22 protein-coding genes and 2 rRNA genes are annotated in these 23,122 nt (G+C 42.3%); 19 read left to right on the top strand and 5 right to left on the bottom strand.

Annotated features, from left to right (window positions below):
- The 3 genes from A6K76_RS12395 to A6K76_RS12385 all read left to right on the top strand — a co-directional run.
- Positions 1-159, top strand: a 23S ribosomal RNA gene (locus A6K76_RS12395); the annotation flags it as partial.
- Between the two features lie 204 nt (positions 160-363).
- Positions 364-479, top strand: a 5S ribosomal RNA gene (gene rrf / locus A6K76_RS12390).
- Positions 480-1,193: 714 nt separating this feature from the next.
- Positions 1,194-1,556 (top strand): hypothetical protein, encoded by a 363-nt coding sequence (locus tag A6K76_RS12385; RefSeq protein ID WP_066465555.1) that lies wholly within the window; start codon positions 1,194-1,196, stop codon positions 1,554-1,556.
- 55 nt (positions 1,557-1,611) lie between these two features.
- Here A6K76_RS12385 and A6K76_RS12380 read toward each other — a convergent pair whose 3' ends face one another.
- The gene (locus tag A6K76_RS12380; RefSeq protein WP_066465554.1) at positions 1,612-1,827 is read right to left on the bottom strand and encodes a hypothetical protein; all 216 of its coding nucleotides are present in this window, start codon (positions 1,825-1,827) and stop codon (positions 1,612-1,614) included.
- A gap of 139 nt (positions 1,828-1,966) precedes the next feature.
- On the opposite strand from A6K76_RS12380, the gene tsaE reads away from it, so the two are divergent.
- From tsaE to tsaD, 4 genes are read left to right on the top strand one after another with little or no spacing between them, the layout of a single operon-like run.
- Entirely contained in the window at positions 1,967-2,419 is a 453-nt protein-coding gene (tsaE, locus tag A6K76_RS12375) for a tRNA (adenosine(37)-N6)-threonylcarbamoyltransferase complex ATPase subunit type 1 TsaE (protein ID WP_066465553.1), read from the top strand.
- The gene (tsaB, locus tag A6K76_RS12370; protein WP_066465551.1) at positions 2,416-3,111 is read left to right on the top strand and encodes a tRNA (adenosine(37)-N6)-threonylcarbamoyltransferase complex dimerization subunit type 1 TsaB; all 696 of its coding nucleotides are present in this window, start codon (positions 2,416-2,418) and stop codon (positions 3,109-3,111) included. Before tsaE ends, tsaB begins: the two co-directional genes overlap by 4 nt.
- On the top strand, positions 3,108-3,548 hold the full coding sequence (gene rimI / locus A6K76_RS12365; protein ID WP_066465549.1) for a ribosomal protein S18-alanine N-acetyltransferase: 441 nt from the start codon (positions 3,108-3,110) through the stop codon (positions 3,546-3,548). Before tsaB ends, rimI begins: the two co-directional genes overlap by 4 nt.
- Complete coding sequence (gene tsaD / locus A6K76_RS12360; RefSeq protein WP_066465546.1) at positions 3,549-4,565, top strand: tRNA (adenosine(37)-N6)-threonylcarbamoyltransferase complex transferase subunit TsaD; 1,017 nt, start codon at positions 3,549-3,551, stop codon at positions 4,563-4,565.
- 128 nt (positions 4,566-4,693) lie between these two features.
- Here the strand turns inward: tsaD and A6K76_RS12355 are convergent, their stop codons facing one another.
- Positions 4,694-6,616 (bottom strand): ABC-F family ATP-binding cassette domain-containing protein, encoded by a 1,923-nt coding sequence (locus A6K76_RS12355; RefSeq protein ID WP_066465544.1) that lies wholly within the window; start codon positions 6,614-6,616, stop codon positions 4,694-4,696.
- Positions 6,617-7,031: 415 nt separating this feature from the next.
- Complete coding sequence (locus tag A6K76_RS12350; RefSeq protein ID WP_066465542.1) at positions 7,032-7,700, bottom strand: redox-sensing transcriptional repressor Rex; 669 nt, start codon at positions 7,698-7,700, stop codon at positions 7,032-7,034.
- 216 nt (positions 7,701-7,916) lie between these two features.
- Here A6K76_RS12350 and A6K76_RS12345 point away from each other — a divergent pair, with 216 nt between their 5' ends.
- On the top strand, positions 7,917-8,096 hold the full coding sequence (locus A6K76_RS12345; protein ID WP_066465540.1) for a twin-arginine translocase TatA/TatE family subunit: 180 nt from the start codon (positions 7,917-7,919) through the stop codon (positions 8,094-8,096).
- A gap of 13 nt (positions 8,097-8,109) precedes the next feature.
- On the top strand, positions 8,110-8,961 hold the full coding sequence (gene tatC, locus A6K76_RS12340) for a twin-arginine translocase subunit TatC (RefSeq protein WP_066465537.1): 852 nt from the start codon (positions 8,110-8,112) through the stop codon (positions 8,959-8,961).
- Positions 8,962-8,985: 24 nt separating this feature from the next.
- Here tatC and A6K76_RS12335 read toward each other — a convergent pair whose 3' ends face one another.
- Positions 8,986-9,687 (bottom strand): CPBP family intramembrane glutamic endopeptidase, encoded by a 702-nt coding sequence (locus tag A6K76_RS12335; protein WP_169818022.1) that lies wholly within the window; start codon positions 9,685-9,687, stop codon positions 8,986-8,988.
- Between the two features lie 255 nt (positions 9,688-9,942).
- Between A6K76_RS12335 and groES the strand changes: the two genes are divergently transcribed.
- The 3 genes from groES (at position 9,943) to A6K76_RS12320 (ending at position 14,617) form a co-directional block, all read left to right on the top strand.
- Positions 9,943-10,230, top strand: a complete 288-nt coding sequence (groES, locus tag A6K76_RS12330; protein WP_066465531.1) for a co-chaperone GroES — start codon at positions 9,943-9,945, stop codon at positions 10,228-10,230.
- Positions 10,231-10,433: 203 nt separating this feature from the next.
- Positions 10,434-12,065, top strand: coding sequence for a chaperonin GroEL (groL, locus tag A6K76_RS12325; RefSeq protein ID WP_066465529.1), 1,632 nt, complete (start codon positions 10,434-10,436; stop codon positions 12,063-12,065).
- Between the two features lie 566 nt (positions 12,066-12,631).
- Entirely contained in the window at positions 12,632-14,617 is a 1,986-nt protein-coding gene (locus A6K76_RS12320) for a putative bifunctional diguanylate cyclase/phosphodiesterase (RefSeq protein WP_211271763.1), read from the top strand.
- 42 nt (positions 14,618-14,659) lie between these two features.
- Here A6K76_RS12320 and serC read toward each other — a convergent pair whose 3' ends face one another.
- A complete protein-coding gene (serC, locus tag A6K76_RS12315) occupies positions 14,660-15,751 on the bottom strand; it encodes a 3-phosphoserine/phosphohydroxythreonine transaminase (RefSeq protein WP_066465525.1) in 1,092 nt (363 codons plus the stop codon).
- 448 nt (positions 15,752-16,199) lie between these two features.
- On the opposite strand from serC, the gene A6K76_RS16920 reads away from it, so the two are divergent.
- From A6K76_RS16920 to A6K76_RS12280, 7 genes are all read left to right on the top strand, one after another.
- Positions 16,200-16,433, top strand: coding sequence for a (4Fe-4S)-binding protein (locus A6K76_RS16920; RefSeq protein ID WP_066465523.1), 234 nt, complete (start codon positions 16,200-16,202; stop codon positions 16,431-16,433).
- A 3-nt stretch (positions 16,434-16,436) separates the two neighbouring features.
- Positions 16,437-16,709 carry a GNAT family N-acetyltransferase gene (locus A6K76_RS16915; RefSeq protein WP_066465522.1) on the top strand — a complete coding sequence of 91 codons (273 nt, stop codon included), beginning with the start codon at positions 16,437-16,439 and terminating at the stop codon, positions 16,707-16,709.
- Positions 16,710-17,090: 381 nt separating this feature from the next.
- On the top strand, positions 17,091-18,068 hold the full coding sequence (locus tag A6K76_RS12300) for a peptidylprolyl isomerase (protein ID WP_066465521.1): 978 nt from the start codon (positions 17,091-17,093) through the stop codon (positions 18,066-18,068).
- A gap of 392 nt (positions 18,069-18,460) precedes the next feature.
- On the top strand, positions 18,461-20,074 hold the full coding sequence (locus A6K76_RS12295; RefSeq protein WP_169818021.1) for an S-layer homology domain-containing protein: 1,614 nt from the start codon (positions 18,461-18,463) through the stop codon (positions 20,072-20,074).
- Between the two features lie 115 nt (positions 20,075-20,189).
- The gene (locus A6K76_RS12290; RefSeq protein ID WP_066465519.1) at positions 20,190-20,807 is read left to right on the top strand and encodes a tetratricopeptide repeat protein; all 618 of its coding nucleotides are present in this window, start codon (positions 20,190-20,192) and stop codon (positions 20,805-20,807) included.
- A 149-nt stretch (positions 20,808-20,956) separates the two neighbouring features.
- Positions 20,957-21,442 (top strand): hypothetical protein, encoded by a 486-nt coding sequence (locus A6K76_RS12285; protein ID WP_066465518.1) that lies wholly within the window; start codon positions 20,957-20,959, stop codon positions 21,440-21,442.
- Positions 21,443-21,767: 325 nt separating this feature from the next.
- Positions 21,768-23,060, top strand: a complete 1,293-nt coding sequence (locus A6K76_RS12280) for a globin-coupled sensor protein (RefSeq protein ID WP_066465562.1) — start codon at positions 21,768-21,770, stop codon at positions 23,058-23,060.
- Positions 23,061-23,122: the final 62 nt, after the last annotated feature.

The following is a 23,122-nucleotide window of genomic DNA, read 5'->3' as shown; positions in this document are numbered from 1 at the left end:
AGTGCTGAAAGCATCTAAGCATGAAGCCCCCCTCAAGATGAGATTTCCCATTACTCAAGTAAGTAAGACCCCTGAAAGACGATCAGGTAGATAGGTTCGAGGTTGAAGTACGGTGACGTATGGAGCTGACGAATACTAATCGGTCGAGGACTTAACCAAATCTGTTTTCAATGATATCGCGTTTATCCAGTTTTGAAAGAACAATTCTTTCTAATTAAGTAGAATGAATTTTCTACGTAAGGGTTTCAACATACAAGCAAGTCGAGGAAACGATGAACGAGCCCCGCAGTGTACTGAAGTACATGAGGAGTGAGTGAAGAAGTTGACAATGAATTGCGCCGTAGATTGGAAGCCGTAATATAGTGAAGTGATGATGGCAAAGAGGTCACACCTGTTCCCATACCGAACACAGCAGTTAAGCTCTTTAGCGCCGATGGTAGTTGGGGGTTTCCCCCTGTGAGAGTAGGACGTCGCTTCGCAAAGAACGAGGTACGAATTTAATTCGTGCCTCGTTTTTCTTATGGAAAATAAAGCGTGTTGACGACATATATTTTAGCAGGTCTGTTCATTAGCCATTTTTATACAGCTGAATGGCTTGTTGAGACTCCTTGGGAAATAGCTCATGGCGAAACATTCTGTAAGTCTCGACGTTGGAGAGGCGCGGAGGCTTGAGGAAGGCGATAAGCGCCACTACACGAGTCATCCTTTTAGGACCGACATCGTGTTCGCCGCCGAGCCCTAGGAACGCGAGCCGCAGTATGTGAAATGCTAGTTTAATGGCTAATCAACATGCTTGATATTTTATTGATAGCATGAATTCGGCTTATGAAAACCCAATAACGTGAAGCATTGTAATCGGCAAGTGTATTGAGTGGAATAGGCAATAGCAGTTACCTTACTAAATTAACATTGGCTCTTCACCATAATTTGGGATTGCTTTTCACGTCGAGGCAGGCTTTCCGCGGGCGCGGCTCAAACCTCCTCGTCGTTCGTGCCTCACGACTGCGGGGTCTCGAGGCTCGCGTTTTTACCGCTGGAGTCCGCCTCTCGTTTCAAGCAACTTTTATACGTCAACCCGAGCTTACGGTGATGAACCTTAACATTTGTAAAGATGGAATATATTTGTTTTAATTGATTTTAAGATGGGTATATATAGTGCTTATGAAGTGTTGAATATAAGGGGATGTTAGTTGATGGCAAAAGTACATAAATTTGCACCTGCATTGCTATGTAGCGTCTTTTTAGTAGCGTGTAATAGTGATCCGATTGAAGATATAGAAAATACGAATCAGTATAGTTGGCAACGTTATATGAATGCTACAGAGTTTGAGCAGCTGCAAGAAGGTATGACGTACATGGAAGTTGTTGAAATTGTGCGTGGCGCGGAGCAAAAAAAAGAAGATGGCAAATACATATGGCATGACGAGCAGCTCATGACGACGGCGTATGCAATTACGTTTGAACAGGACAAGCTGAAAATGAAAGAAAAAATAATGATTCAAGGGCATTCGAAACGAGATTTAGCGGAAGAAGAAAAAGAGCGTGCGAAACCGTAATAAAGAGAGCTGTGCTAATGTCCGTTTGTGGCGTTAGCACAGCTTTTTTCATGTATTAAGCACGTTCTACAGCGATGCCATTGATGGAACAAAAGCCTTTAATCGAATCAAATAGCAAGTCGTCTTTGTTTAAATGCGCGGGAAATGTACTCGTCTCGTAGTTATTGACGATTGCTAGTAAGCATTCGTGAAGCTTGTTGTCATCGCAAGTAACGGTCGTACCGGCGATTGCTGCAACTTGCTCACCGTCGCGGAATAATTGTACGTTCATGTTTTTCACCTCGATTACTTCGTTAGTCATCTATAGTATAGCAGACGAAAAAGCGCTTTTCGAAGTGAATCACTTTGAATGTTGCGGTATATTTAGGTAAACTAGGAGTATTGAATTTTTATCGTAGAGAGGACGCATTATGAATTATACAAAATACGTGACATCGCTTGAAGAAACAGAGCAATTTGCACAGCAGCTCGCGCATTTGCTAGAGGCAGGAGATGTGCTGACGCTTGAGGGAGATTTAGGTGCAGGCAAAACGACATTGACGAAGGCGATCGCAAAAGGGTTAGGCATTACACGCAATGTGAGCAGCCCAACGTTTACGATTTTAAAGCAATATGAAGGTCGCCTGCCGCTCAATCATTTAGATGTGTATCGCTTAAGTGAGAGCGATGAAGATTTAGGTTGGGATGAATTATTTTATGGGGACGCGGTGAGCATCGTTGAATGGGCGCAATATATTGACGAGGAGCTGCCAAAGGACCGTTTAGCGATTGAAATATACCGTGAAGGAGATACGGAGCGTCGCATTGAGTTAAAGCCAATAGGACAGCATTACGAGCGTTTATGTGAGGAGCTAATGAAATGATTTATTTAGGAATTGAAACGGCGAATGCACCGTTGTCTGTCGCGGTCGTAGAAGATGGTCGCGTCATCGCAGAAATTGTGCAAAACAATAAATTAACACATTCAAACGGCGCGATGCCAGCTGTCGAGGAAGTGCTACAAAAGGCGAAAATAACAGCAGCGCAAATTGATGCGATTGCGGTATCACAAGGACCAGGTTCATACACAGGTGTGCGCATTGGAGTGACGATCGCAAAGACGCTTGCATGGACGTTACAAAAGCCGTTGATCGGTGTGTCGAGCTTACAAGCATTAGCGGCGAACGCAAGTCTTTATAGCGGCTTAATTTGTCCGATTGTTGATGCGCGTCGCAATCATGTGTACACGGCGCTTTATGAAGGTTTAACACTTGAGGAAATTATGATCGATACGCATGAATCGATTGATGATTTATGCATTAAGCTAAAAGCATTTGCGCGCCCTGTTATGTTTGTTGGAACGGACGTGGAGCAATATTGGGACGTTATCGAAGCGCAACTTGGGCATTTAGCCATTCGTGCGCCACAAGTGCTTGACTTGCCACGTGCATCACAAGTTGTGCATATCGCAGCGCAGCAGGAGCTACCAGCTGTTGAGGAAACGCATCGCTTCGTGCCACAATACAAGCGCATTGCAGAAGCTGAAGCAAACTGGATCAAGGAGCAAAAGAAATGATTACGTACCGACAAATGACACTTGCAGATGTGCCAGCTGTACATGACATTGAGGTCGCAACGTTTCCGACACCGTGGTCACTTGATTCGTTTTATTACGAAATGAACGAAAATGAATATGCCCATTATATCGTTGCCGAGCATGAAGGCGAAATCGTTGGCTTTTGTGGGTTATGGAATGTCATTGATGCGGCGCAAATTACGAATGTAGCGGTAACGACGAGCTTGCGTGGGCAACGCATTGGTGAAACGCTTATGCGTGAGGCGATGCGCATTGCAAAAGAGGCAGGTATGGACGTTATGAGCTTAGAAGTACGCGTCACAAATACAGTAGCACAAAATTTATATAAAAAGTTAGGATTCCAAGAGGGCGGGCTTCGTAAAAAATATTATGTTGATAACGGAGAGGACGCACTTGTGATGTGGGTGAACTTATAAATGGAAACATACATTTTAGCAATTGAAACGAGCTGTGATGAAACAGCTGCAGCGATTATAAAAAATGGCACGGACATTATTTCAAACGTCGTGTCGTCACAAATTGAAAGCCATAAACGTTTCGGTGGGGTCGTGCCAGAAATTGCGTCGCGTCATCACGTCGAGCAAATTACGATCGTCATTGAAGAGGCGCTTACGAAGGCGAACATGACACCGAGCGAGTTAACAGCGGTTGCCGTAACGGAAGGTCCTGGATTAGTTGGGGCGCTGCTAATTGGAATTAACGCGGCGAAAGCATTTGCATTTGCACACGGCTTACCGATTGTTGGTACGCATCACATCGCAGGACATATTTATGCGAACAACTTAGTGCAGCCGATGGAGTTTCCGCTGCTTGCACTTGTCGTTTCAGGTGGGCATACGGAAATTGTATTAATGAACGAGCACGGACATTTTGAGCTAATTGGCGAGACGCGTGATGATGCAGCAGGTGAGGCGTATGATAAAGTGGCACGCGTGTTAAACTTGCCGTACCCAGGTGGACCGCACATCGATAAATTAGCACATGAGGCGGACGAGGCGGTGAAATTTCCGCGTATTTGGCTTGAGGAAGGCTCGTATGATTTTAGCTTTAGTGGCTTAAAGTCGGCGGTTATTAACTACAAGCACAATATGGATCAGCGCGGCGAGGAAATTGTGGCGGCACATGTCGCAAAAGGTTTCCAAGATAGCGTTGTGGAAGTATTAACAGCAAAAACGCTTCGTGCAGCACGCGAGTTTAATGTGAAGCAAGTAATCGCAGCAGGTGGCGTATCGGCGAATAAAGGGCTGCGTACGTCTTTAGAGGAAACGTTTGCGGCAGAGGGCATTCCGTTTTACGTGCCACCGCTAAACTTATGTACAGACAATGCGGCGATGATCGGTGCGGCGGCGCATTACATGTTCGTTGCAGGTGAACGCGGCAATATGGCGATGAACGGACGCCCGGGTATGGAACTGAAAACGTGGGTGAAATAATGAAGGCGACGTGCGTATGTAGCGCGTCGTTTTTTTGTACTTATCCACAGCTATGAGGAAACGAATAAAAAAGTTATCCACAACTTGCAAAAAACCCCGCGTCGGCAAATTGCGAACGCGGGGTTTTTTTATAATGTTTCGAGCTCTTCGTTTAACTCAAGCCACTGCATTTCTAGCTCCTCGTGTGCCGCCTTTTGTGCATCGAGGTCGGTTTGCACAGTGAATGCTTTTTCGTGATTTGAGAACACGTCTGGGTCGCAAAGCTGTTCTTCAAGTTGTGCAATCGTGTCGTCCAGCGCGCCCATTTTTTGCTCTAAATCTTCAATTGAACGGCGAATTTGACGCTCGCGCTTTTTCGCATCTTTATCGATTGTCGACGTCGTGCTTTTCGGTGTAGCGATGACAGTATCGTTCGTTTGCTGGGCAGCTAGTTTCGCCGCTTCGATTTCTTCAAGCTCTAGCTTTTTCTCGACGTAATAATCGTAGTCACCTAAATATTCGAATGCACCAGTGTTCGACAGCTCGACAACCTTCGTCGCAATACGGTTAATAAAGTAACGGTCGTGTGAAACGAATAGTAGCGTACCAGGATAGTCGATGAGCGCGTTCTCAAGCACCTCTTTACTATCTAAGTCTAAATGGTTCGTCGGCTCATCGAGAATTAATACGTTCGCCTTTTGCATCATAAGCTTCGCAAGGGCAAGGCGCGCCTTCTCACCACCAGAAAGTGAGTTGACCGCTTTCGTGACGTCATCGCCGCTAAATAAAAACTGACCAAGCGTCGAGCGAATGTCCTTTTCGTTTAGCAGCGGCCATTCGTCCCAAAGCTCCTGTAGCACCGATTTGTTGCTGTTGAGCTTCGCCTGCTCTTGATCGTAGTAGCCAATTTGAACGTTTGAGCCGTATTGAATCGTGCCGTTAAACTGCGTTAAATCTTTGACGATCGTTTTCAGCAGCGTCGATTTGCCGACACCATTTGGCCCAACAAGTGCGATGCGGTCTTCGCGGTATACGCGCATCGTAATGTTACGTGAAATTTCTTTGTCGGGATAACCGATTGCTAAGTCATCAATCGTGAGCACGTCGTTTCCTGTTTGGCGCTCAATCGTAAAGCCGAAGCTCGCTGATTTTTCGTCGCCATCTGGAGAGTCCATCCATTCTGTACGCTCTAACTGCTTGCGACGTGATTGTGCCATTTTCGTCGTCGAGGCACGGGCGATATTTTTTTGGATGAACGCTTCGAGCTTTGCTTTTTCATCCATTTGGCGCTCGAACGTTTTTAAATCGCGCTCGTAGTTTTTTGCCTTTTCGTCTAAATACGCGCTGTAGTTGCCGACGTATTTATTTACTTTATGGCGAGATACTTCATACACAGTAGAAACGACTTGGTCAAGGAAGTAGCGGTCATGCGATACGATTAAAATCGCGCCGTCATAGCCTTTTAAATAGTTTTCAAGCCAGCTAAGCGTCTCGATATCTAAATGGTTCGTCGGCTCATCGAGAATAAGCAAGTCGGGCTTTGATAATAACAACTTCGCTAACGCTAGACGTGTGCGCTGACCGCCTGATAGCGACGTAATCGGCTTCGCATAGTCTTCATGGAAAAACTGCATACCGTGAAGCACCGAGCGCGTATCAGCCTCGTATTGATAGCCACCTGCGTCTTTGAAGTCGTGCTGCAATTGGTCGTAGTCAGCGAGTAGCTTGTCGTCATCGTAACGCTCTGCCATTTGTTGTTCAAGGTGACGGAGACGTTTTTCCATTTGGCGCACCGGTTCGAAAATCGTCATCATCTCGTCCCAAATAGAGAGGTCTGAATCGATGCCTGCGTGCTGTTCTAAATAGCCGAGTCGCACGTCTTTTGGAATGATAATGTCACCTGAATCGTACGACATTTGCCCAGCGATAATTTTCAGTAATGTCGATTTGCCGGCGCCGTTACGTCCGACTAATGCGACGCGATCACGGTGCTGCACTTCTAATTTGACGCCGCTTAAAATTTCGTCGGCGATAAATGATTTATATAATTGATTGACTTGTAATACAATCATGGATTACACCTCAGTTCTTTCGTTAGTTTGTGTGCGGTATAGCAACGATTCGCGCTCCCGCCCATGCCGCCTGAGCCTGCAAAATGCGCGCAGTCTCATTCGTCATGCTTTGGCGGTTGGCAAGGCGCGAATCGTTATCCATCTGCGCCTTTACATCGTTGTTATTTTAACATATTGCTTGTGCAGAAAATGAGTGATTGCTACGATTCAAATAGAGCAGTATCTGTTGCTCGTAACGAGAGGCGGACTCCGGCGGGAAAAGCGAAAATTCTTTTTGCGACGAGTAACCGCAGGAGCATGAGACTTGAGACCCCACAGGAGCATAGCGACGAGGAGGCTCAAGCCACGCCCGCGGAAAGCCTGCCTCGAATGTGAAGAGCAACATGACAATCACCATACAAAAAACAGACAGAGACTATTGCTCCGTCTGTTTCAATGAGTCGTCATTTGCTTGTTGTGTGCTGCGAGCTAAATATGTGAGTGCTTGAAGCTCAAGCGATAAATCGATGTTCATCACATGCATCGACTTTGGCACATCTAAACGGTTTGGTGTGAAGTTCATAATGCCTTTGATCGGCGTTTTCGTTAAGCGTGTTGCCATCGCCTGTGCAGAGCGTGGCGTCACCGTTAAAATCGCAAGCTCAACGCCGAATTCTTTAATTTTTTCTTCTAAACGTTCTGGAGGGAAAACAGGAATATCACTTACAAATGTACCGTCAATTGGTGCTTTTGAGTCGAAGGCAACGATAATGCGTGTGTTTTGATTTTTAGAGAAGTTGTACTTTAATAAAGCATTCCCTAAATTTCCGACACCGATTAACGCTACGTTCGTTACTTCGTTTTGGCTTAACGTCTCACGGAAAAAGGCAATTAAATACTGCACGTCATAACCATATCCTTTTTTGCCTAATGCTCCGAAATAAGAAAAATCGCGGCGAATTGTTGCCGAATCAATTTTCATTGCTTCGCTAAGCTGTTGAGATGATACGCGTTCTTGTCCTTCAGCAGCAAAATTTTGTAAAAAACGATAATACAGCGGTAACCGTTTCGTCGTCGCCTGTGGAATTTTTGCTTCTTGTTTCACTTCGAACCTCCTAAAACATCATACATTTTAAATGTTTAAACAATATTAAAAATTGTAACACATCTTGTCGCTCTCCGTTATCATTTCTTTCACTAAAGCGCTGCATTGTGAGCACTCGTCGTTATAAGGAAAAAAATAAATGAAATGTTGAGTAAAAATGTGCGCAAACGACAAGAAAGATGTATGATAGAAGATAATACAGAGGAGGTGGGTGCAATGGGTGGTATTGGTCCTATGAGTCTGATTATCATTGGCATTGTTGCGCTATTAATTTTTGGCCCGAAAAAATTACCCGAACTCGGCAAAGCGATGGGTTCAACGCTTCGTGAATTTAAAAATGCGACAAGAGGGCTTGCGGATGATGATGATACGAATCAAGAGAAGAAGAAGCTGTAGCTAGGTGCTGTCTATGGATGGAAAGCATTTAACGATGATTGAACATGTCGAGGAGCTACGCAAACGGCTGTTTTTCGTGGCGCTGTTTTTCATCGCTGCGATTGCGGTAGGCTTTTTTGTAGCAGAGCCAATCATTCAACACATTCAGTATAGCGATGAGGCACAGCAGCTTACATTAAACGCCTTTAGCCCGCTCGACCCGCTTGCCATTTATTTTCAAGTCATCTTTATCGTCGCACTCGTTTTGTCGTCGCCGCTTTTGTTTTATCAGCTATGGGCGTTTATTAGTCCAGGGCTATATGAAACGGAGCGTAAAGCAACACTCGCATACATTCCATTTATTTTCTTACTGTTTATCGGTGGGCTCGCGTTTTCATATTACGTGCTGTTCCCGTTCGTCATGCGATTTACATATGATTTATCAAATCGCCTAGAAATTGAACAAACGATTGGTATTAATGAATACTTCACATTTTTATTTCAGCTCACATTGCCGTTTGGCGTGCTATTTCAATTGCCGGTCGTGCTGCTATTTTTAGCGCGCCTCGGCATTTTAAACCCTGACTACATGGGGAAGGTGCGAAAATATGCATACTTCGGGCTGTTCGTCGCCGCCGCCATTATCGCGCCACCAGAGCTTATGTCGCACATTATCGTGTCTGTGCCGCTATTCATTTTATATGAAATTAGCATCATTATTTCGCGCGTCGGCTACAAAAAATATTTGAAAGCCGAGCAGCAGCGACAACAGGAGCAAGCAGCGCGTGATGCGGAGCTGCAACAGCTAGAACATCAAGACATTGTCGCTGCCGCACTTGCCGAGCAGCGCCGCCAAATTGAATTAGCAAACGAAAAACAGGACTAGCGTGTCTAGTCCTGTTTTTGTGAGCTATAGTAAAAATGCTGTTGCCGTCACGAAGCCATTCATGAGCACGTGCGTAATAATAGAGGCTGTAATACGTTTTGTCTTATAGTATACGAACGCAAACGTAAAGCCACATGCTATATAAATGAGCATATGTGAAAAATCCATATGAATCGCGGCAAAGACGATGCTGCTAATGAGTGCTGCGCCAAAAAACTTCATCGACGGTAAAAACGATGCGAAAATGACGCGGCGGAATAAAATTTCCTCTAAAATTGGACCGAATAATATGGTCGCAACGATCATCATCGGTGCCGCTTTTGAAATTTCAATAATGCGTCCTGTATTGTCAGAGCCTAGGTCAATGCCAATCCACGTTTCAATTTGAATAGCAAGCGCCTGTCCAGCCATAACGATGAAAAAGCCGGCAACGCCCCAAAAAATCGTGTCGCTCCACGGTGCTTTTTCTTCATCGCGGAAGTTTTGCCAAAATGTTTTGTCGGCAGTCGTCACCGCAAGTGTAATCGCACACGCAACAGCAAATGATACAGCAGACCACATGCCGACGACCCAATTGCGCGCTGCATCTCCGCTTAAATTGCTTACATTCACGAGCGGGTCGAATATAGCAGGGAACTGAAGAAGAAAGCCCGAAAGCTGCATTGCGACATAAATGACGATAACGTAAATGGCTGTTAGCTTCGGCTGTTGTTGTTGAGTTGTCATAACGAACATCCCTTCTAAATAAATTACATACCATTCATTGTAGAGGAAACGCCCGCGAAAAGAAATGAAAGAACGTTACGTCATTTCGCGCGTCGCATTGTTAACGCAATGTAATTTTTTCGGAATGATGAAAAAATATATGTGTTAACAGTTGCAAAAAAAACGAAAATTATTTATCATAATAACTGTGTTAGCACTCGTTACAAAGGAGTGCTAATAAAACTATATTAACTTACTTTTAGGAGGTTGTTTCACTTGTTAAGACCATTAGGTGATCGCATCATTATCGAGCTACAAGAAGCAGAACAAACGACATCATTCGGTATTATTGTACCTGACTCAGCGAAGGAGAAGCCACAAGAAGGTGTAGTCGTTGCAGTCGGAGCAGGTCGCGTACTTGATAACGGGACACGTGCAGAACTTGATGTCAAAGTTAACGACCGCATCATTTTCGAACAGTACGCAGGTACAGAAGTGAAGTATGATGGAAAAGAATACTTAATTTTAGATGTACGCAACATTTTAGCAATTGTAGAAGACTAATTTATTGTATGGGTGCAACGCTTGCATCCATACGCTTTCATAACATACAAAACATACGTTGATTAAACAGTAAATGACGATCCATGTTTCGGCTCGCGTTTTTAGGGCTCGGAGGCGAACACGACGTTTATCAACAAACATACACATATATGCTCATTGACGAGCACATCATACAAACAAATTACTAGGAGGATTCATTCAATATGGCAAAAGATATTAAATTCTCAGAAGAAGCACGCGCTTTAATGCTACAAGGTGTAGACAAATTAGCAAACGCAGTAAAAGTAACATTAGGTCCTAAAGGGCGCAACGTCGTGTTAGAGAAAAAATTCGGTTCTCCATTAATTACAAACGACGGCGTATCAATCGCAAAAGAAATTGAGCTTGAAAACCCATACGAAAACATGGGTGCAAAGCTAGTAGCTGAAGTTGCGTCGAAAACGAACGAAATCGCGGGTGACGGTACGACAACTGCGACAGTTTTAGCACAAGCGATGATTCGCGAAGGGTTAAAAAACGTAACAGCTGGTGCAAACCCTGTTGGCATTCGTAAAGGGATGGACAAGGCGGTTGCAGCTGCATTAACAGAGCTACAAGCAATTTCACGTCCAGTTGAAAACAAAGAATCAATCGCACAAGTTGCGGCGATTTCAGCAGCTGACGAAGAAGTAGGTCAATTAATCGCTGAAGCAATGGAGCGCGTAGGTAACGACGGTGTTATTACAATTGAGGAATCAAAAGGCTTCACAACAGAGCTAGACGTTGTAGAAGGTATGCAATTTGACCGCGGTTACGCATCTCACTACATGGTAACAGATACAGATAAAATGGAAGCGGTACTTGATAACCCATACATTTTAATTACAGATAAAAAGATCGCCAACATTCAAGAAGTACTTCCTGTGCTAGAGCAAGTTGTACAACAAGGTCGTCCATTATTAATCATTGCAGAGGACGTAGAAGGTGAAGCGTTAGCAACATTAGTTGTGAATAAATTACGCGGTACGTTCAACGCAGTAGCGGTAAAAGCACCAGGCTTCGGTGACCGTCGTAAAGCAATGCTTGAAGACATCGCCATCCTTACAGGTGGTCAAGTCATTACACAAGATTTAGGCTTAGACTTAAAATCAGCTGACTTAACATCATTAGGACGTGCGGCGAAAGTCGTTGTAACAAAAGACAATACAACAATCGTTGAAGGCGCTGGAGATCAATCAACAATCGAAGGACGCATCGCACAAATCCGCTCTCAAGCAGCAGAAGCAACGTCTGAGTTTGATAAAGAAAAATTACAAGAGCGCTTAGCGAAATTAGCTGGCGGCGTTGCGGTAATTAAAGTTGGTGCAGCAACAGAAACGGAATTAAAAGAGCGCAAACTACGCATTGAAGACGCATTAAACTCTACACGTGCAGCGGTAGAAGAAGGAATCGTTGCAGGTGGTGGTACAGCGTTATTAAACGTATACGGTGCAGTGAGCGCAGTATTAGATACAGTAGAAGGCGACGTAGCAACGGGCGTGAAAATCGTATTACGCGCATTAGAAGAGCCAGTACGTCAAATTGCTGAAAATGCAGGTCTTGAAGGTTCAGTAATCGTTCACCGTTTACGCACAGAAGAAGCAGGTATCGGCTTCAACGCAGCAACAGGCGAGTGGGTAAACATGATCGAAGCGGGTGTAGTAGACCCAGCGAAAGTTACTCGTTCAGCATTACAAAATGCAACATCTGTAGCAGCGCTGTTCTTAACGACTGAAGCAGTAGTAGCAGACATCCCAGAAAAAGCACCAGCAATGCCTGATATGGGCGGCATGGGTGGCATGGGCGGTATGATGTAATTTACCGCACCGATGTTTAAGTAAATCGAACGTCAAAGTTTTTAGCCATTAGTTTGATTGAATATGTAAAGTCGAAAGTGAAACTACTTCCTAGCATCATGTCTTAGGAAGTAGTTTTTTTATGTCCACCTGTATATTTATGATTTTTATTGATTATTTACTATTGTTTGATATTTTGTTGCTTCTAACGTTATATAATAGAGTCTTTTTGTTTATTTTTTATTATAGTAATGCATAAAATTATAAAATAAATGATGTTGAAAAATATGTATTGTTATGTTTATTACGAGTGGATTACGTAATATGCATATGTATTGCTGTAATTTATGAATTTTACGCTATTTTTTTAGGTAAAAAGTATGTAAAATAGTAGAAGAGGTACAATCAAACATAATATAAAAGAGGTTTAGGTATATAATGTGAATGAAAAATTCGGGAAAGTGGACTTTTATGAGAAGCCCAAACAATTTAGCAAAAAATTCTACATGTTGGTTAGTCTGTGCGTAGTCCTTGTTACTTTAGGTCATACAGTAGGTAATTTTGAGTTGTTATATAAGCCGTATATTTTGTTTGCTATTCATTTATTTTATGTCATATTAATTGCTAGCTTAGCGATTCAACTTTTACTATCGACGCGTTTTGATTTATCGAATATTGTCGTATGGCAAGGCACATTAATTGCCGCGATTGCTATGATGGAAATTGCGAGCATTGCGCTATCGCAAGAATTGATCTCTTCAAGAAGTATTTTAGGTGAGAATTTATCAGAATGGTTTAAAATCATCTCGCTATTTTTATTGCCATTTATTTTACTTGTCCAAACAGTGAAACTGCCGAAAGTCGTTTCAGCTGCATACCGTGTAAAAATGTACATCGCGATGTTTTTAAGTGTAAATGCTATTATTGGCGGCGTGTACATTTACGTTCGATTTTTTAATAAAATAGTTGCATTTGTGGAAATTGACGTAGTGCGAACGGTTGTCATTGTATGTGCCATGATCGTCTGTTTATGGACATTTTATGCTTACAAATTGCAACGATTCGAGCAAGCAAAGCCAATTCGGCATATGGCATTTGTAACGAACATAGCGCTATTAATTTACTTAATAATGGAGCTTAGTTACGTTGATATGAACAATTTTAACTTTTTATTTATTCAAGCATCAAAAGTAGTGTACGTTACATTAATGTTTCGTATGATGTATTTTGTATCAGTGGAGCAGCCATATTTGCGCCTTGCACAAAAGCGAGAGAAGATGCAAACGATGGCGTATTATGATGACGTGACGAATTTGCCGAATAAGCGATATTTGCCGACGCTGCTTGAGCTAGGAAAGCATACGATGTTTGTCGCTATTAAAATTGAACGACTTCCGTATATTCGCTCCATTTTAGGTGAGGATAATGCGAACGCGTTTATTCGTCTGTTCGTGCAGCGCGTACAGTACGTAATGCCTAGAGGAAGTGTGCTAGGACGTCTAGATGAAAATCATTTATTATTTGCGTGCGAGCGCCAATTAATTGACGAGCAATTAGTATGTGAACAATTAATTATGGCGTTAAATGAGCCCGTGAAAATGTGCGAATATTCACTGCAGCCGAATACTGTAATGGGTGTGTCACTATTTGAGATACATAGTACGAATTTAGTCGAGCTTATTGAAATGGCACAGCTCGCGATGGAAGATGCGATTGTACGACAAAAAACGTTTGAATTTTACGATGGTAAGCTAGCGGTTGAAACACAGCAGCGATTACAGTTAGAGCATGAGCTGCCGTCTGCTATTGCAAACAACGAAATGTATTTAGAATATCAGCCGAAGCTAAACATTAAAACCGGAAAAGTGGAGGCGGTCGAGGCGTTGCTACGATGGCGCCAATCTTCTGGAGCATTCATTTCGCCGATGAAGTTCATACCAATTTTAGAGCGCACGGGCATGATGATTAAAGTAGGTCGTTGGATTTTACAGCAGGCGTGTGTGGACGCGGTATCGTATGAGCGCATATACGGAACGCCGATTCAAGTAGCGGTGAATTTATCGGTTAGTCAGCTTATGCAGCGCAGCATTATTGACGATGTGAAAAAAGCGTTAAAAACGTCAGGACTTGCGCCGCATTTACTTGAGCTTGAAATTACAGAAAGCATGTCGATGAATAGCGATATGATGGGAACGGTGCTGCAGCAGCTAAAAGAGCTCGGTGTGCAAGTAGCAATCGACGACTTCGGCACAGGTTATTCATCGTTATCGTATTTGAAAGATTTCCCAGCAGATACGTTAAAGGTCGATCGTAGCTTTGTTGAGTTAATTGGCAGAGGACGACGAGATGAGGCAGTTTTAGAGACAGTCATTACGCTTGGACAAAAGCTACAGCTTACAATTGTTGCAGAAGGTGTAGAAACGGCAGAGCAGCTACAGTACGTATCGATGCGAGGTTGCCATTACATTCAAGGTTATTACATTAGCAAGCCGCTTCCTTTTTCGCAGCTGTTTGAATGCATTACGCAAATTAATAAGACGTATTACGTAAATTACGCAGGTGAATATATATAAAAAAGGAGTTCGGGCACATGACCCGAACTCCTTTTTATTTGATTATTGGTGCTTCGCTTGGAAAGCTTTCATGAAGTCAGCTAACGCTTGGCAAGCTTCTGTCGGTACAGCGTTGTACGTAGATGCACGGCAGCCGCCTACTGAACGGTGACCGCTTAAGCCTACGAAACCGGCTTCTTCTGCTTCTTTAAGGAATTGTTTTTCTAACTCTTCGTCAGCTACGCGGAATGTAATGTTCATTAATGAACGAGAACCTTCTTCAGCGTGACCGTAGTAGAAGCCGTTAGAGTTGTCGATTGCATCGTAAATAAGTGCTGCTTTTGCTTCGTTGTTTTTCGCAACTTGCTCTAAGCCGCCTTGTGCTTCGATCCATTTTAACACTTCACCTAACATGTAAATACCGAATGTTGGTGGTGTGTTGTATAGTGAGTTGTTCGCTACGAATGTATCGTATTTTAACATCGTCGGTAAGTTTGTGTTTGCTGACTCTAATAAGTCTTTACGGATAATTGCTACTGTTACACCTGAAGGACCTAAGTTCTTTTGAGCGCCTGCGTAGATCATACCGAATTTAGAAATATCAACTGGCTTTGACATAATATCAGAAGACATGTCAGCGATTAATGGCACGTTACCTGTTTCAGGGAATGTTTTCCACTGTGTACCGTAAATTGTGTTGTTTGATGTAATGTGCACGTATGCATCATTTTCGCCAACTTCAACTTCAGTTGGGATGTTTTTATATTTGTTTTCTTTTGTAGAAACAGATGCTACTGCTTCGCCAGAGAATTTCGCTTCTTTTAATGCTTTTTCAGACCAAGAGCCTGTTAATACGTAGTTTGCACGTTTTCCTTCAGTTAAGAAGTTCATTGGGATCATTGAAAATTGTAAGCTTGCGCCGCCTTGTAAAAATACGATTTCGTAGTTGTCTGGTACAGCGAATAATTTACGTAAGTTAGCAATTGCTTCGTTATGTACTGCCTCGAACGTTGCGCTACGGTGGCTAAGCTCCATAACTGACATACCAGTACCTTGGAAGTCTACTAATTCTGCTTGTGCTTTTTGTAACACTTCTAAAGGTAATGCTGATGGACCTGCATTGAAATTGTATGCGCGTTTAGTTGTTGTACTCAATTGAAACACTCCTCATTAGTTGTTCACTCTTACATGGAAAATACAATCGTAGAAAACAAACATTGCTGTCTGTTTATATGGCTAGATTGATTAAATTACGAATATTATAACACTAAAAATGTTTTAATGTTCATATTTTTCATGAAAAAATGTGTATATATTCGTATCGATTATACCTCTTTTTGCTCGTTTGAAAAAGACGAACATTCAGAAAATTTTTGCCTATATAGACGGTGAATATATTTTAGCGTTTTGTTCGTCGGCTCTCCACATCGAGGCAGGCTTTCCGTGGGCGTAGTGTGAGCCTTTCGTGTCACGCTGGAGTCCGCCTCTTGTTTCGAGCCTCGTTCGCATTCTCCTTGTATATAGAAAGGATAAAGGTTTTGCTAGTGAGTGGAGAGGGTACATTTAATAAATAGTAAATTGATAGCAGAAGGGAGCATTTTACATGGATCATTGGATTGAAAAAGGATATCGAAAGTATGAAGGCGAGCATATTGACGTATATTTTTCAGTAGATGTTTGTGAGCATGCCGCCAATTGTGTAAAAGGAAATCCGAATGTTTTTGATACGAAGCGCAAGCCGTGGATTTTAGCAGATGCGGCTCCTGCAGATGAAGTCGCGCGCGTCATTGATACATGTCCGTCTGGTGCATTACAATACATTCGAAAAGGGGAGTAACCGATGCAATTTTTAGAAGAGGATCGTCGCTTATATTTAGAGGAAGATGGCAAAACGTATGCAGAAATTACGTGGTCAAATGCAGGCGACTACGTCATGATTGTTGACCATACGTTTGTTGCAGATTCGCATCGCGGTGAAGGGCTTGCTGTAAAGCTCGTGGAAGCGGTCGCCGATAAAGCGCGCGCCGAGCAAAAGAAAATTATTCCGCTTTGCCCGTTTGCGAAAAAAGAATTTGAGAAAAAAGAGCAGTACGCAGATGTGTGGAAAAAATAATACATGAACGCTTAAGGCATCGATGCATATAAATATGTCCATCGATGTTTTTGTTGTCCATATATTGACAAAGCGATAGGCAGAAGCGGCATTTCTCTGTATAATAAAAAGTAATGTGCATGCGGCAGTATCGCACAATGACATACTATTTATGTGAAACTTTTCGTCAGCAATCGGCGTCTTGAATAGTATGTGTCAATCGTGGCGAATCGTGCCGATGTATGATATGCTACCGACGAGAAACAAAGTTCTGGCAATGCAACTTTGTGTATACAATAGCAAATGCGCTCATCATAAAAAAATGTGCAATGCCATGTAGCGCAAATAAAAGAGTACGTGTAGTATTTTAATTAATTATAACCTTTGGAGGAATTTTTCATTATGAAGTTAAAAAAAATGTTTCGTTATGTAGCTTTACCAACAGCATTAGCAGCAATGTTAGCAGGCTGTTCAGGAGACAAAGTAGAAAATGAAGTGTTAGCAACGATTGGCGACACTGAAATTCTTTACACAGATTTAGCAGATCAATTAATCGAGTTACAAGGTAAAGATACATTAGAAACGATGATCACAAATGAAATCGTAAAACAAGAAGCTGCAAAAGCGAAAGTAGAAGTATCAGAAGAAGATATTGAAGAAGAGTATAAAAACTACATTAACTACTACGGTGGCGAAGAAAGCTTCAATTCAATGCTTCAAATGTACGGCATGTCAGCTGACGACGTACGTAAAGATATCGAAAACTCATTATTAACTGAAAAAGTAATCGCTTCTACAATTGAAGTGAAAGATGAAGAGTTAAAAACGTACTTCGATGAAAATGCAGCAAACTATGAAACATCTGCTGAAGTAGCAGCAAAACATATTTTAGTAGCGACAGAAGAAGAAGCGAAAAAAGCACTTGAGCGTTTAAATGCAGGTGAAGAATGGGATAAATTAGCAGCTGAGTTATCAACAGATACTTCAAACAAAGATAAAGGCGGCGACCTTGGCTTCTTCGGTGAAGGTGTAATGGTTGAAGAGTTTACAAAAGTTGCATTCGCACAAGAAGTAGGCACAATTTCAGCACCAGTAAAAACAGAATACGGCTTCCATATTATTAATGTATATGACAAAAAAGAAGCAGTAGCAGCAGTATTCGAAGATGTGAAAGATAAAGTAAAAGACGACTACGTATATGCAAAAGTGTCTGAGCAATTCGCAACTTGGATGGAAGATAAAAAGAAAGAATACAAAGTTGAAAACACTTTAGCAGCTGATGAAGAAAAAACGGATGAGTCGGCAGAAAAAACTGACGAAGAAAAAACGGATGATTCAGCAGAAAAAACTGACGAAGAAACGACAGAAGAAGAGAAATAATTTCATCACATGACGAGGTGTACGACAGTCCAAACAGGCTGTTGTGCACCTTTTTTGTTTGGAGTTGTTTAATACACGTTTGTTCATTAGCTACTCGTATGCAGCTGCATCGGTAGCTTTCGGCGGCAAAATGAAAATAAATGCAGCATTGTAATGGCAGAGAGCGTGCGGCGAGACTCCTTGGGGAAAAGCTCGTGCCTCATGACAAATATCGCGTTCGCTCCCCTTGAGGCCCAGGAAAGCGAGCCGCAATATGCGAACTGCAAATGCAATGGCGAATCAATCCGCTTAATAAAATCGTTTTTAGACAGAACCTAGTATGATGAATTTAAAAAATATATGCATAAGCGAGAAAAATAGGCGTATAATAAATGGAAAAAGGGGATGGCACGATGAGGAAATGGCTTGTTAGTTTAGCGGCAGTACTATCGCTTACAATTGCATCAAACAGTGCAGTAGCAGAAACAGAGAGGGAAACAGAAACAGCGACGTGGTATGAAAAGTTTAACTACGTCGCAATTGGTGATTCACTCGCGTTTGGGATTAATGAACAAAATAATATCGGCAACGGCTACACGCATTTCGTTGCGCATTATTTAGCGGACAATAACGTATTAAACAGTTATTCAAACGGTTATGCAGTACCAGGCTATACGACAGCGGACGTTTATAATGCGATAGAAAACAATACAGCGCGTTTAATAAATGAAGGCATTAATATAGCTGAACTCCCAGCTGGTACACTTGACGCAATTGAAGCTGCAGACGTCATTACAATTACAGCAGGTGCGAACGATTTATTAAAGCATGTACAGCGCAATAACAATGAATTAACGATCGACTTTGCAGCTCTTTTAGCGGAACAGCAAAAAGTGAAGACGAACTACGAAAATATGTTAACGGAAATTCGTGAAGTGAATGCACGTGCATTTATTTACGTTGTCGGCTATTACAACGCATTTGCGCATTTACCACCAGCAACGGCGGCACAAGCTGGGCAACTGCTCGGCGCGTTAAACAATACCATTGCGAGCGTAGTCGAACAACATGACGCTACATTCGTTGAAACGGCAGATGCGATTGCACAAAACGTCGCAGCCTATTTACCAAATCCACTCAACATTCACCCGAGTGAAGCAGGCTATGAAGCGATGGCGGGCGAAGTAATTGCCGAGCTAGAAAACGATGTGTATTACACACCGTACCGTATGTTTGCGACAGCGACATCACCGACAACAGTCGACGTACGATGGAGCGCGGCAGATTATGAAGACACGTTACAAAGCTATAACGTATATGTTGACGAGGAGCTCGTAGCACAAGTTGGACGTGATGAGACCGAAATTACGATCGAGGAGTTAGACCCAGCGACGATGTATGAATTTCACGTAACGCTTACTGACACGTTTGGCAACGAAATTCGTCCGTTATCAACGTGGGAAGTAACACCGTCTGAAGAAGGGAACTATCCGTTTACCGACATTGCGACACATGCAGATCGTACATACATTGACCGCGCTGCCAATATGGGGTTTGTATCAGGCTATGAGGACGGCACGTATCGACCGAGCTTACAAGTAACGCGCGCACAAATTGTAAAGCTACTGACGAACGCGCTTGGATTAGAGCATACAGAAGAAGCACCGTTTACCGACATCGGTAGCTACGCAGACGAAACGAAGCACCAAATTGCAGCCGCGTACGAAGTGGGGATTATTCAAGGAACAGATGGCAAGTTCCGACCGAATGAGCCGGTGACACGTGCACAGCTAGCATTAATGATTGCGCGTGCTTATACGTACATTAGAGGTGAAGAAATTGATGTGACGGTAAGCAGCTTTACCGATATTAGCAGCTACAACGAAGAAGCGCAAAAAGCGATGCAGTTTTTATATAATCAAGAAATCGCAACAGGTTGGGAAGGCAAGTTCATGCCAGGCAACCCGACGATGCGCTCACATGCAGCGAAAATGATCGTTAATTTCACCGATTCGTTTATGCGTTAATTCAATAAATAGAAGTAGGCAAAGTCATGATGGCTTTGCCTATTTCTGTTGAATCGTTTACAGTATGAACAGGGGATTTTGGCAAGTAAATGAAGCGCTAAACGGAGGTGAAATGATGAATCAGCACTTTTTAAAAATTATAAACAGTCAAGATAGCGAGGCACAGTTTAAGCTAGCCAATGCACTATTTGAAGGGGAAGAAATGCAAAAGGATGATGTGCGCGCGCTACAGTTATATGAGCGTGCAGCACAGCTTGGGCATGCCGATGCGTTAAATAATGCGGCAGATATGTATTTAAATGGTGAAGGAACTGCCGTTAATTATAATAAGGCACGTGCATTGTTTGAAGAAGCAGCGTCTTGTGGTGTAGCTGAGGCATATTTTACGTTAGCGATGATGTATGAGACCGCACTCGGTGTCTCGCACGATGCGCAGCTCGCTTTGCATTATTATGAGCAAGCAGCTGCACTCGGTGACGTAGAAGCGGTGTATTATTTAGGTATGATTCATTATGAAGGGCTGCTACATGTAGCGTGCGATGAACAGAAGGCGAAACATTTTTTCGTTGAGGCAGCTGCACATGGACATGTCGATGCGCTATTTAATTGTGGCTATTTTTACGAGCATGGCATCGGTGGTAATAAGGACGTACAAAAGGCGATATTATTTTACAACGAAGTGGCGTTACTTGGCGACGAGCAGGCGGAGCAACGAGTGTACATGTTGCAATAAATATTTGCAGCTAGAGCGCATCATTCGTTTAGCTATCGTTGTCATCGAAGAAGCTATATGAAAATAGGTTTTCAGTTGTGGAAAGAAGGTTATAGTACGTTTAAGTAAACAATCGAACGACGGGATAAAATTTAAAAGAGGTGTAAGCGATGCAAAAAACAAAAGGAAGAACGTTACATTATACAGAGGATTTACGATTTATTCGTCTAGCAGAAAAAGAGCAGTTAGAAGATTTGCGTGTATTATGCACATATGCGGAATATTGTATCGGTGTACAGCAAGTTGGTATTGACCAAGATGAAGCGGCGGCATTTAAGGAAAACTTACACAGCATTACAATAAGGCAAGATAAACGCTACACACAGCTGGACGAACTGATCGCACGTAATTTCAAAGCATTGCGTAAAGAGGAGACGGAGGACGATTCCTTCGTCGTGTACGGCAAACGAGTGCGCGCGTTAGAAAGTGGCTTACGAACGTTGCGTTTATTTTTAACAGAAGTAGTCGACACGCTAACAAATACAAGTGGTGAACATACGCGTGTTGCGGATCGCCTCGGCTATTTTGAGAAGCGCTCGATGGAACTTGAGGCAGAAATGTTACTACTTCAAGAAGAAACCGCGAAGTTTTATTAACCGAAAGTAGATAAATATATGTGAGTTAGTATAGAATGACTATACTAGCTCATTTTTTTTTTAGCCATTGGAATAAATTAAAAAAATAGATGAACACTAAAAGTCATAAAAATAGTGATATCTTTTTATGAATCGAAAGTATTATGTTAAGTTTAGATTATTGATTTGCATATGTTTTTATGAGTATAAAGGCTTTTCGTGTCAAAAAATTATAAGTAAAACTAATCTTTTCCATAAAATTGTATAAAAGAATGAATGGTTTGTACGAAGTAGTAATGGGGATTACTAAACTGTTAATGGATTAAGAATGAAAGAAGTGGAAGCAATGTTTTTTAAGCAAAAACAACAAGTGAAAAAAATAAAACTAGATGGGTATAATGTGCGAATTCAATTTACACATCATAAACATTTAAATAAAAAAGTAGATATAGTGAATATTACCGAACAAGATTTACGTTATTTATGTAGTATGCGCCCTTACGTTCAAAAGCACATTGATGAACTAGTAGAGGCGTTTTATTATTGTATCGGCAAAGAAGAATCGCTCGTAACGATCATTAATGAGCATAGTTCAGTTGATCGATTGAAGGTGACGCTGCGCAAACATATTATTGAAATGTTTAGTGGTGTTTTGGACGATACGTATTTCGAAACGCGTCGACGCATTGCGAAGGTGCATGTGCATATCGGCTTAAAAGCACCTTGGTACATTGCGGCATTTCAGCAACTATTTGCGAGTTTCTCGGAGCTTGTGTGGAAGTACGTAGATGATGAGGAAGACCGTCATGCTGTTGTGGGTGCCATTTCGAAAATTTCAAACTTCGAGCAGCAAATTGTGCTAGAGGAGTTTGATCAAATTATTGAAGAAATGAAAAAGCGTATTAATGAAGAAAAGAAAAATGCTATGTGTACGATTTTGTCGACGTCAGAAGGTTTAGCAGCTATTTCAGAGCAAACGAACGCGTCATTCCAAACGATTCGCTGTCAATCGAATAACTTAAAAGATTTAGCGCAAACGGCAATTGAGTATTCGACTGAAGTTGAGCAAAAGGCAACGCAAGGGAAAGATTATATCGAGGCGCATGTTCATAGCATGGGGCAAATCCATCATTCGGTGAACACGGTCGTTGATGACATTCAAAACCTCGTGCAGCTATCAAAAGAAATGGGCGATATTATTGGTATCGTTGAAGGAATTGCGAATCAAACGAATTTACTGTCACTTAATGCGGCCATTGAAGCAGCACGTGCAGGCGAATATGGTAAAGGTTTCTCCGTCGTTGCGTCAGAGGTGCGTCAATTATCGGAGCAAACGAAAAATTCGACGTCGCGTGTGTCGGAGCTATTAAAAAATACGACGACGTACATTCAACAGCTGGAAAACCGTCTGCACGATGTATTATCGGAAGTACAAGGTGGCGCAACATCGACGGAAAATACGGCAAATCAATTTATCGTTATTTTGGAGGCGATTCACCAGTCAAAAATGCAAAACAACGTCATGGGTGAGCATTTACAAACGTTGAATAATACAATGACGGAAATGAGTCAGGCGTTAGATGAGGTTGTCGTATCAGCAGACAACTTATCAAACTTAGCGATCGATTTAGAAAAATAACGAGTGGGAGTGAAGCATAATGCTTTGCTCCTTTTGGTTTGTTAAGAGGTATAATATAAAGA

It is taken from the genome of Caryophanon latum, assembly GCF_001700325.1.
In the GTDB taxonomy this organism is placed as follows: Bacteria; Bacillota; Bacilli; order Bacillales_A; family Planococcaceae; genus Caryophanon; species Caryophanon latum.
Note: the sequence above shows the minus strand (reverse complement) of the source record. Positions and strands in the feature narration are given on the sequence as shown.